A 14,633-nucleotide genomic window follows, 5' to 3' on the forward strand; every position below is an offset into this window, starting at 1 on the left:
TCATCGACAGGTGACGGCACGGACCCGGTGGCGCGGGTGCGGCTCAGGCGCGAGCGAGCTGCTGAAGAATCTCGGCGGCCCTCTGCAGGGTCTCCCGTTCGTCCTCGTCGAGTGCGGCCAGCCGGTGGGCCAGCCACTCGTCGCGGGCCCGCTCGAACTGGTCGAGCACGGCCTGCCCTCCTTCGGTCGCCGCGAGGATGACCTGCCGCCCGTCGGTCGGATGGGGGGTCCGCCGCACGAGGCCGCGGTCCTCCAACTTCCCGACGATCTTGGTCATCGTCGGCGGCTGCACCCGCTCCACGTCGGCCAGTTCCCGGGGGGTCATCGCGCCCGCCAGCCGCAGGCTGGTGAGCGCGGAGACCTGGGTGACCGTGAGGTCGCCGACCGGTCGGGCCTGTCGGACCCGCCGGTTGAGTCGGGTGATCGCATCACGCAGCTGGGGAGCCAGCTGCGCCGGTGGCACGCGTTCCGCCGTCACCGTCCGCTCCGTCACAGTAGTTAGCTTAACTAATGAGCATGGCTAACGACATCCGTTATGACCAGGCTCACGAGGGGATTCAGATGGTACGGGCGGGGAATCCCGATCGACTCCCCGCCCGGACGCAGCTCAGCTCAGAGCACCAGGGACTCGATCGGCCCACGCAGGAAGTACAGCACGAAGAGCGCGGCCACCCCGTACAGCAACGGGTGGATCTCCCGGGCCTTGCCCCGCGCCAGCTTGACCACCACGAAGGTGATCAGACCGGCGCCGATCCCGTTGGAGATCGAGTAGGTGAACGGCATCAGCACGATCGTGAGGAACGCCGGGATGGCGATCTCGTAGTCGGACCAGTCGATCGTCCGCACCGCTGTCATCATCAGGAACCCGACCACCACCAGGGCCGTCGATGCCGCCTCGAACGGCACGATCACGACCAGCGGCGCCAGGAACATCGCGAGCAGGAAGAGCGCGCCGGTGACCAGGTTGGCCACACCGGTCCGCGCACCCTCCGCGACACCGGCGGCGCTCTCGATGTACGACGTGTTGCTGGAGGTGCTGGCCGCACCGCCGGCCGCCGCCGCGATCGAGTCGACCAGCAGGATCTCCTTGGCCTTCGGCGGGGTGCCCTGCTCGTCGAGCAGCCCACCCTCCTGGCCGACCGCGACCATCGTGCCCATCGTGTCGAAGAAGTCCGTGATCAACAGCGTGAAGATGAACATCAGCACGACCAGCCAACCGGCCCTGCCCCACGAGTCGAGCACGTTGAACTTGCCGAGAAGCGACAGGTCCGGCAGGTCGACCACCGACTTGGGCAGCTCCGGCACGTTCAGCGACCAGCCCTTCGGGTTGGGCTGACCGTTGACGAACGACGGGCCGATGTTGCCGATCGCCTCCACGATCACCGCGAGCACCGTCGAGGCGAGGATGCCGATCAGGATCGCGCCCCTCACCCGCCGGACCACCAGCACCAGGGTGATCAGCAGGCCCACCACGAAGACCAGCATCGGCCAGCTCACCAGCTTGCCGCCGATGCCCAGGCCGACCGGAACTGTGGTGTTGGCGGCGTCCGGGATGCGCCGGACGAAGCCGGCGTCCACCAGGCCGATGATGGTCAGGAACAGGCCGATGCCCACGCCGATGGCGGTCTTCATCTGGGTCGGCACCGAGCGGAACACAGCGGTCCGCAGACCGGTCAGCACCAGCACCGCGATGATCAGGCCCTCGATCACCACCAGGCCCATCGCGTCGGCCCAGGTCATCTCGGGAGCGATCTCGTACGCCACCAGGGCGTTGACGCCCAGACCGGCGGCGAGCGCCAGCGGGAACCGGCCGACCACGCCCATCAGGATGGTCATCAGGCCGGCGACCAGCGCGGTCGCCGCAGCCAGCGCGGGAATCGGGAGACTCTTGCCGTCACCGTCGACGGCGCCACCCAGGATCAGCGGGTTGAGCACCACGATGTACGCCATCGTGAAGAAGGTCGCCAGGCCACCGCGTACCTCACGGCTCAACGTCGAGCCGCGGGCCGAAATCTCGAAGAACCGGTCGAAACCGTTACGCGGATGAGCGGGGTTGGGAGGTGTGCCGTTCTCGGGCGGCGCTACTGCCATCAGGTCCTCGCAGGTGATCTTCCGGTTGTCGCGCGCATCGTCCCAGATCGTCGACGGGCAGGGGAAGTAGATCCCGTACGCTTGCCGAATGCCGAACGAGCAGCCACCGCGGCCCGCGCCCCTGGACCCGCCGATGGTGCCGTTCGCCCTCGCCGGGTTGGTCGCGTGGGCGGTGGCCGGGCTGGTCCTGCTGATCTTCTTCCGGGGTTGGCTGACCGACCACGGTCACCAGAACTGGCTCTGGACCTGCCTCGCCGGCTTCCTGTGGGGCTTTCCGGGCCTCGCCGTGATGATGCGGCACGACGCCAACCGACGTCGCCGCCGCGCGAGGTGAGCTGGGCACCGCGCCGGAGCACACCGGCGCGGACGATCAGGAGTGCCCGTACGGCTCCGCCGGCTCAGCCGCCTCCACCGAGCCCGCGGCCCGGCTGACCGACATGGCCTCCACCGCGCTGTCGTCGTACACCGTGGGCAGCTCGTCGACAGCGGTCTCGGCCGCCTCGATCAACGTCTCGGAGTGGGCACCGCACCCGTGATCGGCGCTCACCACCCGGCCGTCGTCGGGGGCGTAGAAGTTGCCGCACGCCCCGAAGGCCTGCCGCATCGCGCCGGCCAGCGGCAGGTAGAAGCCGCAGGTGCCGCAGCGGGCGGCGGCCGGAGCGGCGGTCGAGATGGCCGCGGCGGGGCCGTGGTCACCGTCGTACCAACGCTGCGCCGTGTCGATGCGGCCCTCCCGGGAGAGCACGCGGGCGCGCCCGAGGCCCAGCTCCCACGCCGTCTCCTCGACCGCCGGGTCGTCGGAGAGCAGGTAGCCGGGGACCAGTCGATCGTCGTCGGGCGAGGTCGGGAGCAGGTCGCCCGGACCCAGGTCGCCCGGCTTCAGCCGCTCCTGCCAGGGCAGCCAGCCGGGCGCGAGCAGCGCGTCCGGGCCGGGCAGCAACACCGTCTCGCAGATGGTGACCGTCTTGCTGCGCGGCACCCGGGTGACGGTGACCGCCCAGCGCCACCCGTTGTAGCCGGCGAGGCGACATTCGAAGTAGTGGGTGACCAGTCGATCACCCTCGGCCACGACCTGCAGGTGGTCGCCGACATCGTCGGCGTCCACCTCGGTGATGCCGGCGCGGGCCACCTCGACGGCGGCGGCGCAGACCTGGTCGAGACGGGCGGCACGGGTGGAGGCGGGCCTGGTCACCCGACCATTGTTCCCCATGCGCCTCGCAGGGGTGACAGGGACTCCCGGGGAACCTTTCCCAGCAGTGGTGGGGCGTACCCGGATCAGATGGGCGAGGATGGTGGACATGCCGTCGTACTCCCGCTCCGGGCGTTCCGTCCTCGGGCGGACCGTCGGCACCGGCATTCGCGCCATTCGTCTGCTGTTGCGCGGTTCGCTGGGCAGTGGCCGCTGGGTGACCCGCCGGGCCGGTCGGGCCCGGGCCCGGGGTGCCGGTGGCGAGGTCGGCATGGTTCGCCTGTTCGACCTGCACGCGCTCTCCTGTGCCGGCGACACTCTGATCGCCATCGGTCTGGCCGGCACGATCTTCTTCAACGTGCCGCTCGGTGAGGCGCGCAGCAAGGTCGCGCTCTACCTGCTGGTGACCATGGTCCCGTTCGCGATGCTCGCCCCGGTGGTGGGCCCGCTGCTGGATCACTTCCGGCACGGCCGGCGGTACGCCCTGGCCGCGACGATGCTCGGCCGCGCCTTCCTGGCCTGGTTGATCTCCGACTACATCCACGGCTTCGGGCTCTATCCGGCCGCGTTCGGGGTGCTCGCGCTCTCCCGGGCGTACGGAGTGGCCCGCTCCGCGGCGGTGCCCCGGTTGTTGCCGGAGGGCCTCGGCCTGTCCCAGGTGGGTGCCCGGGCCAGCGTCTACGGCACTGTCGCGGGTGCGCTGGTGGCGCCGATCGGGTTGGCCGCGTTCTGGTTCGGGCCGCAGTGGCCGCTACGGGTCGCGTCGGTGATCTTCCTGGTCGGCATGGTGATCTCCCTGCGGCTGCCACCGAAGGCCGACTCGGAGCCACCGGAGCGGGTCCCTCGGCCACTGCGCGCGCTGGGCCGCCGCGGTGGCGATCGACCCCTGGGCCGGGGCCGACCGTCCGGCCGGCTGGTGATCGCGACCCTGATCGGCGCCGCGACGCTGCGCGCGCTCTACGGCTTCCTGTTGCTCTTCCTCGCCTTCGCGATCAAGAAGGGCGACCTGACCACAGTGGTGTTCGGCCGGGATCTGGGCGCCGAGTGGGCGTTGGGCGTGGTCGGCGGCGCGCTCGCGGTCGGCACCTTCCTGGCCACCGCCATCGGCACCCGACTGCGCATCCACCGGCCGACCGCCATCCAGTCCAGCAGCATGATCATCGTGGCCGGGGTGGCGGTGCTCGCCGTCATCCAGTTCTCGCTGGTGATGGTCGCCCTGCTCTGCCTGGTCGCCGCAATGGTCAGCGGGATAGCGAAGCTGGCCGTGGACGCCTCGATCCAGGAGCGCATCCCGGAACGGTTGCGGGCCAGTTCCTTCGCCCACTCCGAGACGGTGCTGATGCTCGCCTTCGTCGCCGGCGGCGGGCTCGGGCTGGTGCCGTTCGACGGTCGGATGGGCATCGCCGTCGCCGCCGGGGTGGGCGTCCTGGCCGCGATCCGGGGTGTGCTGGCCGCCGCCCGGCTGCGCGGCGAGAAGCTGGCCGGCCGGCCGCTCGGCGACGACGAGTTGACCGAGGACGAGTTGACCGACGAGCCCGGCGATCCCGCCCCCACCTCACCGGCACCGGCCCAGACCAGCTCACCGCAGTACGACGACCCGAGCCTCGCCCCGCCGGGCTACCACATCTACCGCCCGTCGTCGGCGGTTGGCGGCCCGGGTGGCGGGGCCGACGACGACACCCGCCGCGAGTCCCCCGGCCCGCTCTCATGACCGGCCTGCTGGTGGTGACGGCGGTCCCAGCCGAGGCGGACGCGGTCCGCGCCGGGCTGACCGACCCCACAGTGACCGTCACCCCGATCGGTGTGGGCCCGGCCGTCGCCGGCGCCGCCACCGCCCGGCTGTTGGCGCTGGCCGAGGCCGCCGGTCGCCCGTACCGCGCGGTGGTCAGCGCCGGCGTGGCCGGCGGCTTCACCGGGCGGGCCGAGGTCGGCGACACGGTGCTCGGCACCGCCAGCATCGCCGCCGACCTGGGCGCCGAGTCGCCCGACGGCTTCATCCCCGTCGACGAGTTGGGCATGCCGCCCGCGCTGCTCGGCGCCGGCGGCAGGGTGCCGGCGGACACGGGCCTGCTGGCGGCGCTGCGGACCGCCCTCCCGATGGCCACGGTCGGTCCGGTGCTCACTGTCAGCACCGTCACCGGCACCGCCGCCAGCACCGACGAGCTGCGCCGGAGGCATCCGGAAGCGGTCGCCGAGGCCATGGAGGGGTACGGGGTGGCGGTCGCCGCGGCGCAGGCTGGGGTGCCCTTCGCCGAGCTGCGCACCATCTCCAACCCGATCGGCCCGCGCGACCGGGACGCCTGGCGGCTGCGCGAAGCCCTGGCCGCCCTGACCGCGGCAGCCCCGGCACTGCGCTGACCGGCCTCCGCCGACCCGGCGCGGCGCTGACCCGGCGGCGCGCTCAGGAGAACCAGCGTTTGTCACGGTGGCCCAGCCGCAGTGCGGCTGCTCGGCGTGCCTCGATCTCGAAGCCGCACGCCAACAGCAGGTCGGTGCCGAAACCCTCGGCGACTGCGGCCGCGTCGTCGATGCCCGCCTCGCGCATCCCGGTCAGCAGTGCGGTCACCAGCCGACGCCCGAGCCCCAACCGCCGGTACCGGGGATCAACGAGCACGCCGTCGAGCACCATCTCCCGCTCCGGCTGGTCCTGATGCCACTCCCCGTACTCCAGGAATGGGCTCCGCTCGTGGGCCCGCAGCTCACCGACCAGTTTCCCGTCGGGAAGTTCGGCGACGTACCGCCAGCAGGTGGCCGGCAGGTCGCTGCCGACCACCCGGCGCACCTGCGTGGTCCGCCGGATCTCGGCGGCCCACCGCCGGTTGTCCCGATAACGCCGGTTCAGCTCATACGCGGCTGGTGGCAGCGGAAGTGGATACCGCTCAGGCGGCAACCTGTACCACTCCGCCCACCAGGCGCCGGGCCAGTCCCGAGGCTCGTGGACCGGCCAGACGTCCAGGTGAGCCGGGTACCGACGGTCTGCCCCGTCCCGCATGTCGTCGTGCGGAACCGGCGTGGGCTCGGTAACGCCGGAGACGGATGGTGGAACGCCGATGGCCAACTGCCCACCCGCCGCCTGGACGAGGCGTTCCACCGTCCGGAATCGGGGATCGACCGACCGCCCCGACTCGATCCGGGCCAGCGTCGGCTGCGGCACCCCGGATTTCTCGGCCAACTGCCGTTGACTCAGGTCGGCTCGCCGACGCAGCGCGCGGAGCACCGGGCCGAGATCGGCGCCGTCGGCCTCGTCGCTGTGGTCACTCGCCTCGGTCACAGTCCGATGTTCCCGGCTGTTCAGCGAGCTATCAACACCCTGCGCCGAGCTGTGGATAACGCTGTGGACAACCTCGCCGACCGGTGGATGAACTAACTCCCGCGATCCCTTTGGAGCTGAATCGTTTGCGACATCACCAACCTCTGTCGTTGCGGCCTCACCACTCTCTCGGAGCCCACAGTCACCGAATCTGGGCGCGATTCGTCTACGACATCAGCTCCAAAGGAAGACTGGGTCAGGTGCTCGACCTTGCTGGGCCGATCGTCCCGGTCGCGGATCACAGTCGCGGGGTGGGCGCGAACCCTGGGCGGAGGGCGGGGCTACCGTGAGGGTGTGGCGCTCTCCCTGGCGATCTCGCCCTGCCCCAACGACACGTTCGTCTTTCACGCGCTGGTGCACGGGCGGGTGCCCGGCGCGCCGCCGGTCGAGGTGACCTACGCCGACGTGGACGTCACCAACACGGCGGCCGAGCAGGGCGCGTTCGACCTGGTGAAGGTGAGCTTCGCGGCGCTGCCCTGGCTGCTCGACGACTACCACCTGCTGCCCTGCGGCGGCGCGCTCGGTCGCGGTTGTGGCCCGCTGGTGCTCACCCGGGGCGACCGTGACGGCGGGCCGGACCGCACCGACCTGACCGGTGCCACGGTGGCGGTGCCGGGTGACCGGACCACCGCGTACCTGCTGTTCCGGCTCTGGTCGGCCGGGCGGCCACCGGCCCGGATCGAGGTGGTCCCGTTCCACGAGATCATGCCGGGCGTGGCTGCTGGGCGCTACGACGCTGGGCTGGTCATCCACGAGGCCCGGTTCACCTACCACCGGCACGGCCTGAGCGCCCTTGTCGACCTCGGCGAATGGTGGGAGGCCGACACCGGCCTGCCCATCCCCCTCGGCGCGATCCTGGCCCGACGTGGGGCGGTCGACCCGGAGGCGGCGGCCGGCTGGGTCCGCGAGTCGGTCCGGCAGGCCTGGGCGGACCCGGCGGCAAGCCGCGAGTACGTGCTGGCGCACGCCCAGGAGATGGAGCTCGACGTGGTGGACCGGCACATCGGCCTCTACGTCAACGAGTTCACCGCGGACCTGGGCGAGGCCGGTTTCGCCGCGGTGGCGGCACTGCTCGACCGGGCCGCCACCGCCGGTCTGGTGCCTCAGACCTCCAGCTCGCGGGCCACCGCGTGGACCAGCTGAGCGATCTTCTGCGCGGCCTTCTTGTCCGGGTACCGACCCCGGCGCAGGTCCGGCTGGACCTTGGCCTCCAGCACCTTGATCATGTCTTCGACCAGGCCGTGCAGTTCCTCGGCCGGCCGACGGCGCAGCTCCGACATCGACGGCGGCGCGTCCAGCAGCTTGACCCCCATGGCCTGCGCGCCCCGGCGGCTGTCCACCACGCTGAAGTCGACCCGCTGGCCACCCTTGAGGTCGGTGACACCCGCCGGCAGCGCCCCCTTGGGCAGGAACACGTCGCCACCCTCGTCACTCGTGACGAAGCCGTATCCCTTGGCCGTGTCGTACCACTTCACTCGACCCGTAGGCACCTGAAAACCCCTGCTTCACTTGAGCCGCTACTGCTCCAAGGCTAGCTGGATCATCCGGTCGAGCGCCGCTGGGAATTCGGTGAGCTCGTCCAGCACCACTTCCGCCCCGGCCGCGCGCAGCTCATCGGAGGAGCAGGGGCCGGTCGCCACACCGATGCCGGGCACCCCGGCCGCTGCCGCCGCCACCATGTCCGCGACGTGATCGCCGACGTAGTGGGTCGCGCCGTGCTCCCGCAGAGCTGTCGCCTTCTGCTCGGCGAACAGGTCGCCGGCCAACTCGTCGACAGCGAGACCGAGGTGGTCCAGGTGCAACCGGGCCAGCCGGCCGATCTTGGATGTGACGACCAGCACCCGGCCACCCCGCGCACGGATAGCCTCGATGGCCTCCCGCGCGCCGGGCAGCAGGAGCGTCGGGGTGATCGCGTACGCCGGGTACAGCTCGCGATACACCCGCACGGCCGACTCGACCTGCTCCGGCGGGAACCAGTGCGCGATCTCGGTCCGCAGCGGCGGCCCGAGCCGAGACACCGCCAGCTCGGCGTCGACCGGCACACCGGTCCTCGCGGTCAGCGCCCGGTACGCCGCAGCGATGCCAGGGCGGGAATCCACCAGGGTCATGTCGAGGTCGAATCCGACGGTCAGTGCGGGCATGTCGAGAAACGTACCGGCTACTGCCAGTCGGCCGGACGTCCGAGGGGCGCGGAAGCCCGGTGCCGGGCTAGCGTGGAAAGACGATGACCACCTCACTCGCCGACCACCTGCGGTCGCTGCCCGACGAGTCACTGGCCGCGCTCCTCCAACTGCGGCCCGACCTCGTCGTGCCCGTGCCGGCCGACGTCTCCGCCCTGGCCATCCGGGCCCAGTCCCGGGTCTCCGTGGCCCGCGCGCTGGACGGTCTGGACCAGTTCACCCTCCAGATCCTCGACGCCGCCCGCCTCACCCGGAATCCGGACGACGCCACCACGGCCACCGACACAGTGCTCGCGATGGCGACCTCCGGGCCGCAACCGCCGGCGCCGACGGCCGTCCGGGCCGCCGTGGGCCGACTGCGTGCGCTCTTCCTGCTGTACGGCCCGGAGCACGCACTCCAGGTGGTGCCCGCCGTCGACGAAGTCGCCCCGTACCCCGCTGGGCTCGGCCGGCCGGCCGCGGAGCTGGACCCGCGCACGGCCGCGCTCTGCGCGGACCCGGCGAAGCTCCGACGGACGGTGCTCGCCGCCCCGCCCTCGGCCCGGGCGATCCTGGACCGGTTGGCGGCCGGCCCGCCGGTGGGCAGCGTGCCGCCCGGGGCGTTGCAGGCGCCGCCGCTCGGCGCGGAGGACCCGGTCCTCTCCGACCCGACCAACGGGGGCGCCCCGGCCGGCTCCCCGGTGCGGTGGCTCGTCGACAACCGGCTGCTGGTCCCGGTGACGACCGGCTCGTCAACGGCCAGCGGAACTGTGGAGCTGCCCCGCGAGGTCGGCCTGCTGCTGCGCCGCGACAGCGGCCCGCTCGGGCCACTGCGTACCAGCCCGCCGCCGGTGGCCGCCGCGCCGCGGGAGCCGAAGGCTGTCGACTCGGCCGGGGCCGGGCAGACCATGGAGGTGGTCCGGAACACCGAAGGGCTGCTGGAGCAGCTCGCCGACGAACCCGCGCCGGTGCTGCGGTCGGGCGGCATCGGGGTGCGGGATCTGCGCCGGTTGGCGCGTACCGCCGGACTGGACGAACCGACGACTGCGCTGCTGCTGGAGGTCGCGTACGCGGCGGGCATCCTCGGTGAGCTGGAGATGCCCGGCGCGACCACCGGCCGGTACGGCGCGGATCAGCAGGTGCTGCCGACCGGCGGGTACGAGGTGTGGCGGGCCGCCTCGCTGGCCCAACGGTGGGAACAGCTCGCCCGTGCGTGGCTGACCATGACCCGGCAGGTGGGGCTGGTGGGCCGACGTGACGACCGGGACCGGCCGATCACCGCGCTCTCCGCCGAGGCCGAACGGGCCAGCGTGCCGGCCACCCGACGGGCGGTGCTCGGCGTACTCGCCGACCTGGAACCGGCGACGGCGCCCACCCCGCAGGAGGTGCAGGACCTGCTGGACTGGCGGGCCCCGCGCCGCAGCCGGGGCCGGGACGCCGCCCACCGGGAGGTGCTGGCCGAGGCCGCGCAGCTGGGCGTGACGGGGCTGGGGGCGCTCACCTCGTACGGTCGGTTGCTGCTGGGTGACCTGACGTCGACCGACGAGCGGGGTGACGACCCGCTGGGCGTGCACGCGGACGTCGAGAGCGGCGACCCGTCCGGTGCCGCGCGGGCGCTGGACGCTCTGCTGCCCGCCCCGGTCGACCATTTCCTGGTGCAGGCCGACCTGACAGTGGTGGTGCCCGGTCCACCCGAGCCGGCACTCTCGGTCGAGTTGGAGGCGATGACCGAGCTCGAGTCGGCCGGAGGGGCCAGCGTGCACCGGGTCACCACGGCCAGCGTGCGGCGGGCACTGGATTCCGGCTACACGGCCGACGACCTGCACGACGTGTTCCGGCGTCGGTCGCGTACCCCGGTGCCGCAGGGGCTCACCTACCTGATCGACGACGTGGCCCGTAAGCACGGCGGGTTGCGGGTCGGCCTGGCCGGGGCGTACCTGCGCAGCGACGACGAGACTCTGATCAGCGAGGTGCTGGCCGACCGGCGGTTGGAGTCGTTGGCGCTGCGCCGGCTCGCGCCGACGGTGCTGTGTACCCAGTACCAGGTTGGTCGGTTGCTGGGCGCGCTCCGCGACGCGGGGTACGCGCCGGTGCAGGAGGACGGCACCGGCAGCACGGTGCTGGCCCGGCCGCGAATCCGGCGGGCACCGGCCCGGGGGACGGTGACCACCCGGACGCTGGATCCGCTGGCCGCCCCGAAGCTGCCCATGCCCCGGCTGCTCGGCGTCGTGGAGCACATCCGGCGGGGTGACGCGGCGGCGCGGGCCGCCCGGCGGGCACCGGCGGTGGTGCGCGGCGGAGCGCCAGGGCTGGGCGGCGGCCCGGTGCCGGCGCACACCCACAGCGAGGCCCTGGCGGTGCTCCAGCAGGCGGTCCGGGACAAGGCGCTGGTCTGGGTGGGTTACGTCGACGCGCACGGGGCTACCGCGTCACGCCTGCTCAAGCCGGTGTCCATCGGTGCCGGCTATCTGCGGGCCGAGGACGAACGGACCGAGATGCTGCACACGTTCGCCCTGCACCGGATCACCGCGGCGGTAGTGGCGGACTGACCGGCGGCGCCACCGCGCGGGCGCTGTTGGTCAGCGGCGGCTGCGGCGTACGGTGCCGACCACCGAGATGATCAGCAGCAGCGCGAAGCCGGCACCGGCGGACTCCCCGACCGAGTCGACGAAGCCCTGCTGGAGCACCAGCCAACCGAAGAGGAACCAGCCGAGGAGGAGCGTCGCCGCGACGGCGTACGCGATCACGGTCGCCCGGGACACCTCGTCGGGTGGTGCTTGCTCGTGCTCCGCGATCACGTCACGGTCGACCGTCATACCCAGCCTCCCCGCCCGGTCCGGCCCTGGACTCCAAGGGTGACACTCGTTGGTCCGGTCGGACAGGGGGTTATCGCCCCGATTCGCTGCGTGTCGCTCAGGTGCCGGGGCGTCGACCGATCAGCACCACCCGGGTGCCGACCTTGCCGAGTTCCCACATCCGGACGGCGTCGGCGTGCAGGAGGTTGACGCACCCGTGCGAGCCGATCGACTTCTCGTGCAGGTAGGTGGTGGTCTCGTGGAAGCCCATCCCCTGGGTGAAGTGCTGCCAGTACGGCAGCCACACCTCGTACGGGTCGGACCACTCCTTGGGGTTGCGGTAGTTGACGGTGTACGTGCCGGCCGGGGTGCGGTAGCCGGACATGCCGGTGCGGGTCACCGTCGGCGCCATGATCACCTTGCCGCCGCGGAGCGCCCAGACGGTCTGCCGGGTCAGGTCGACGCAGAACGTGGTGCCGGTGCCGGCCTTGCACCGGGCCGTGTCGGTGGTGGCGAGGCGCTGGGCCACGTCGAGGGTGGTCGGTCCGGCGCGGCCCTCGACGGGGCGAATGCCGTACCTCTTCTGGAACTTCTTGATCGCGGCGCAGTCGGCGGCGGACTGCCGGCCGTCCACTGTCACCGCCCCGAACCCACCCAACCGGGCCAGGTGGGTCTCCACCGCGCGCTGGTGCTGACCCTGGGGGCAGCCGGCGACGGTGGGCGTACCGGTGCCGGGGGTTTTCGTGGGTGCCGGGCGGGTCGGCTTCGGCGTGGGTTTCCGGGTGGGTTTCGGGGTGGGCGCGGCCGGCGTGGGCCGGCCGCGCTGGTCGGGCCCGGGCGTGTCGCTCGCCCCCGTTGCCTGTTCCGCCGCACCGGCTGGGGCGGCTCCCCCGCCACCACTCCCGCCGGACTGCGGTTCGAACGCGCACGCACCCGCGCCGACCAGCACGACCACCCCAAGGGCGACCAGCCGGGAAGTGATCCGGACATGCTTCATGGGACCTCCCCAGACAGTCGTCCCTTTACTAGACGTTCGTGAGTGCCATCACGGTTGCGCCCGGTGAGCATCTTTCTTCTGCAGTCCCGCATCGTGCAACACTGGATGGTCGGCCAGCGGCGGGTATGCGACCCGTTCAGGCCGGTCGGCCAACCGAGGAGAGGACGCTGGCGTGAGCGGTGGACCACTGATCGTGCAGTCGGACAAGACCCTGCTGCTGGAGATCGACCACCCCGACGCGCAGGCCTGCCGGATGGCGATCGCGCCGTTCGCGGAGCTGGAACGCTCGCCGGAGCACGTGCACACCTATCGCCTGACCCCGCTGGGTCTGTGGAACGCCCGCGCGGCGGGCCACGACGCCGAGGGTGTCGTGGATTCGCTGCTCAAGTACTCCCGCTACCCGGTGCCGCACGCGCTGCTGGTGGACGTGGCCGAGACGATGGACCGGTACGGCCGGCTCCAGCTCGCCAATGACCCGGCGTACGGGCTGGTGCTGCGCGCACTGGACCGGCTGGTGCTGATCGAGGTGGCCAAGAGCAAGAAGCTCGCCGGGATGCTCGGCGACAAGATCGACGACGACACCATCCGGGTGCACCCGTCCGAGCGCGGCCGGCTCAAGCAGGCGCTGCTCAAGCTGGGCTGGCCGGCGGAGGACCTGGCCGGTTACGTCGACGGTGAGGCGCACCCGATCGAGCTGGCCGAGGCCGGCAAGGACGGGCGTAAGCCGTGGACGCTGCGCTCGTACCAGCGGGAAGCCGTCGAGGCGTTCTGGGCCGGCGGGTCGGGGGTGGTGGTGCTGCCCTGCGGCGCGGGCAAGACCCTTGTCGGCGCGGCGGCGATGGCCGAGGCGAAGGCGACCACACTGATCCTGGTCACCAACACGGTCGCCGGCCGGCAGTGGAAGCGGGAGCTGATCGCCCGCACGTCGCTGACCGAGGAGGAGATCGGCGAATACTCGGGCGAGCGCAAGGAGATCCGCCCGGTCACCATCGCCACGTACCAGGTGCTCACCTCGCGGCGCGGCGGCGCGTTCACCCACCTGGACCTCTTCGGGGCCCGCGACTGGGGCCTGGTCGTCTACGACGAGGTGCACCTGCTGCCCGCGCCGATCTTCCGGTTCACCGCGGACCTCCAGGCCCGCCGCCGGCTGGGCCTGACTGCGACCCTGGTACGCGAGGACGGCCGCGAGGGTGACGTGTTCAGCCTCATCGGGCCGAAGCGGTACGACGCGCCGTGGAAGGACATCGAGTCGCAGGGCTGGATCGCCCCGGCCGAGTGCACCGAGGTCCGGGTGACGCTGACCGACGCGGAGCGGATGTCGTACGCGACGGCGGAGGCCGAGGAGCGTTACCGGATGGCGGCGACCGCCCGCACCAAGCTGCCGGTGGTCAAGGCGCTTGTCGACAGGCACCCGGACGACCAGGTGCTGGTGATCGGTGCGTACATCGACCAGTTGCACCAGCTCGGCGAATACCTCGACGCGCCGATCATCCAGGGCTCGACCACCAACAAGGAGCGGGAGCGGCTCTTCGACGCGTTCCGGTCCGGTGAGTTGCGGACCCTGGTGATCTCGAAGGTCGGCAACTTCTCGATCGACCTGCCGGAGGCGGCGGTGGCGATCCAGGTGTCCGGGACGTTCGGGTCGCGTCAGGAGGAGGCGCAGCGGCTCGGTCGGGTGCTGCGGCCGAAGGCCGACGGCCGGCAGGCGCACTTCTACACGGTGGTGTCCCGGGACACGATCGACACGGAGTACGCGGCGCACCGGCAACGCTTCCTCGCCGAGCAGGGCTACGCGTACACGATCGTCGACGCCGACGACGTCCTCGGCCCGAAGCTGCCGACCGTCGACTGACGCCCACGCGGCCTTGACCGACTCGGTTTGCGGCCTTGACCGACTCGGTTATCAGGAAGTCGCGGTGTCCCGGACGCTCTGATGCCCCGGTTGCCTGAAAGCCGAGTCGATCAGCGCGGTGGACGCGGGTGCGGGGCGGGAACGGGTGTCTCTCGCGCTCGCTATCGAGCTGATGTCGTAGACGAGTCAACCGTCCGGCCTGGACGGCGGCCACCGGCAACGCCAGGCAACTCACGCCTC

Annotated in this window: 14 protein-coding genes; 6 read left to right on the plus strand and 8 right to left on the minus strand. The window is 72.0% G+C overall.

The genetic code is table 11. The features are described from left to right. Positions 1-43 precede the first annotated feature (43 nt). Positions 44-493: a MarR family winged helix-turn-helix transcriptional regulator gene (locus tag OH804_RS25690; RefSeq protein ID WP_030486369.1), complete on the minus strand. Its 450-nt coding sequence runs from the start codon at positions 491-493 to the stop codon at positions 44-46. A 119-nt stretch (positions 494-612) separates the two neighbouring features. Beyond that, the gene (locus OH804_RS25695; protein ID WP_196920754.1) at positions 613-2,091 is read right to left on the minus strand and encodes an NCS2 family permease; all 1,479 of its coding nucleotides are present in this window, start codon (positions 2,089-2,091) and stop codon (positions 613-615) included. An 88-nt stretch (positions 2,092-2,179) separates the two neighbouring features. On the opposite strand from OH804_RS25695, the gene OH804_RS25700 reads away from it, so the two are divergent. Beyond that, entirely contained in the window at positions 2,180-2,425 is a 246-nt protein-coding gene (locus OH804_RS25700) for a DUF2530 domain-containing protein (RefSeq protein WP_196920753.1), read from the plus strand. 36 nt (positions 2,426-2,461) lie between these two features. On the opposite strand, the gene OH804_RS25705 is transcribed toward OH804_RS25700, so the two are convergent. Continuing rightward, positions 2,462-3,301, minus strand: a complete 840-nt coding sequence (locus OH804_RS25705) for a DUF3027 domain-containing protein (protein ID WP_231392488.1) — start codon at positions 3,299-3,301, stop codon at positions 2,462-2,464. 88 nt (positions 3,302-3,389) lie between these two features. On the opposite strand from OH804_RS25705, the gene OH804_RS25710 reads away from it, so the two are divergent. Continuing rightward, positions 3,390-4,991 carry an MFS transporter gene (locus OH804_RS25710; RefSeq protein ID WP_406060023.1) on the plus strand — a complete coding sequence of 534 codons (1,602 nt, stop codon included), beginning with the start codon at positions 3,390-3,392 and terminating at the stop codon, positions 4,989-4,991. Next, positions 4,988-5,638, plus strand: a complete 651-nt coding sequence (locus OH804_RS25715) for a futalosine hydrolase (protein ID WP_406060025.1) — start codon at positions 4,988-4,990, stop codon at positions 5,636-5,638. Before OH804_RS25710 ends, OH804_RS25715 begins: the two co-directional genes overlap by 4 nt. A gap of 43 nt (positions 5,639-5,681) precedes the next feature. Here OH804_RS25715 and OH804_RS25720 read toward each other — a convergent pair whose 3' ends face one another. Beyond that, the gene (locus OH804_RS25720; protein WP_406060027.1) at positions 5,682-6,551 is read right to left on the minus strand and encodes a helix-turn-helix domain-containing protein; all 870 of its coding nucleotides are present in this window, start codon (positions 6,549-6,551) and stop codon (positions 5,682-5,684) included. A 333-nt stretch (positions 6,552-6,884) separates the two neighbouring features. Between OH804_RS25720 and OH804_RS25725 the strand changes: the two genes are divergently transcribed. Next, positions 6,885-7,733, plus strand: coding sequence for a 1,4-dihydroxy-6-naphthoate synthase (locus OH804_RS25725; RefSeq protein ID WP_196920748.1), 849 nt, complete (start codon positions 6,885-6,887; stop codon positions 7,731-7,733). Here OH804_RS25725 and OH804_RS25730 read toward each other — a convergent pair. Together OH804_RS25730 and OH804_RS25735 are read right to left on the minus strand one after the other, a co-directional pair. Next, the gene (locus OH804_RS25730; protein WP_196920747.1) at positions 7,694-8,080 is read right to left on the minus strand and encodes a cold-shock protein; all 387 of its coding nucleotides are present in this window, start codon (positions 8,078-8,080) and stop codon (positions 7,694-7,696) included. The genes OH804_RS25725 and OH804_RS25730 overlap by 40 nt on opposite strands. Positions 8,081-8,107: 27 nt before the next feature. Then, on the minus strand, positions 8,108-8,731 hold the full coding sequence (locus OH804_RS25735) for an HAD family hydrolase (protein WP_196920746.1): 624 nt from the start codon (positions 8,729-8,731) through the stop codon (positions 8,108-8,110). Between the two features lie 83 nt (positions 8,732-8,814). Here OH804_RS25735 and OH804_RS25740 point away from each other — a divergent pair, with 83 nt between their 5' ends. Then, positions 8,815-11,298, plus strand: coding sequence for a helicase-associated domain-containing protein (locus tag OH804_RS25740; protein WP_196920745.1), 2,484 nt, complete (start codon positions 8,815-8,817; stop codon positions 11,296-11,298). A gap of 30 nt (positions 11,299-11,328) precedes the next feature. Here the strand turns inward: OH804_RS25740 and OH804_RS25745 are convergent, their stop codons facing one another. Then, on the minus strand, positions 11,329-11,565 hold the full coding sequence (locus tag OH804_RS25745; protein WP_357709610.1) for a hypothetical protein: 237 nt from the start codon (positions 11,563-11,565) through the stop codon (positions 11,329-11,331). Positions 11,566-11,662: 97 nt separating this feature from the next. After that, positions 11,663-12,541, minus strand: a complete 879-nt coding sequence (locus OH804_RS25750) for a L,D-transpeptidase family protein (RefSeq protein WP_196920743.1) — start codon at positions 12,539-12,541, stop codon at positions 11,663-11,665. A gap of 172 nt (positions 12,542-12,713) precedes the next feature. Between OH804_RS25750 and OH804_RS25755 the strand changes: the two genes are divergently transcribed. Next, on the plus strand, positions 12,714-14,393 hold the full coding sequence (locus OH804_RS25755; protein WP_091395299.1) for a DNA repair helicase XPB: 1,680 nt from the start codon (positions 12,714-12,716) through the stop codon (positions 14,391-14,393). Positions 14,394-14,633: the final 240 nt, after the last annotated feature.

Source organism: Micromonospora sp. NBC_00860 (assembly GCF_045207375.1).
Taxonomy (GTDB): Bacteria; Actinomycetota; Actinomycetes; order Mycobacteriales; family Micromonosporaceae; genus Micromonospora; species Micromonospora vinacea.

Excerpts from the sequence above, each read along its gene's own strand:
- OH804_RS25695 (WP_196920754.1), bottom strand. The coding sequence starts at position 2,091 with ATGGCAGTAGCGCCGCCCGAGAACGGCACACCTCCCAACCCCGCTCAT.
- OH804_RS25700 (WP_196920753.1), top strand. The coding sequence starts at position 2,180 with ATGCCGAACGAGCAGCCACCGCGGCCCGCGCCCCTGGACCCGCCGATG.
- OH804_RS25705 (WP_231392488.1), bottom strand. The coding sequence starts at position 3,301 with ATGGGGAACAATGGTCGGGTGACCAGGCCCGCCTCCACCCGTGCCGCC.
- OH804_RS25710 (WP_406060023.1), top strand. The coding sequence starts at position 3,390 with ATGCCGTCGTACTCCCGCTCCGGGCGTTCCGTCCTCGGGCGGACCGTC.
- OH804_RS25715 (WP_406060025.1), top strand. The coding sequence starts at position 4,988 with ATGACCGGCCTGCTGGTGGTGACGGCGGTCCCAGCCGAGGCGGACGCG.
- OH804_RS25735 (WP_196920746.1), bottom strand. The coding sequence starts at position 8,731 with ATGCCCGCACTGACCGTCGGATTCGACCTCGACATGACCCTGGTGGAT.
- OH804_RS25740 (WP_196920745.1), top strand. The coding sequence starts at position 8,815 with ATGACCACCTCACTCGCCGACCACCTGCGGTCGCTGCCCGACGAGTCA.
- OH804_RS25745 (WP_357709610.1), bottom strand. The coding sequence starts at position 11,565 with ATGACGGTCGACCGTGACGTGATCGCGGAGCACGAGCAAGCACCACCC.
- OH804_RS25750 (WP_196920743.1), bottom strand. The coding sequence starts at position 12,541 with ATGAAGCATGTCCGGATCACTTCCCGGCTGGTCGCCCTTGGGGTGGTC.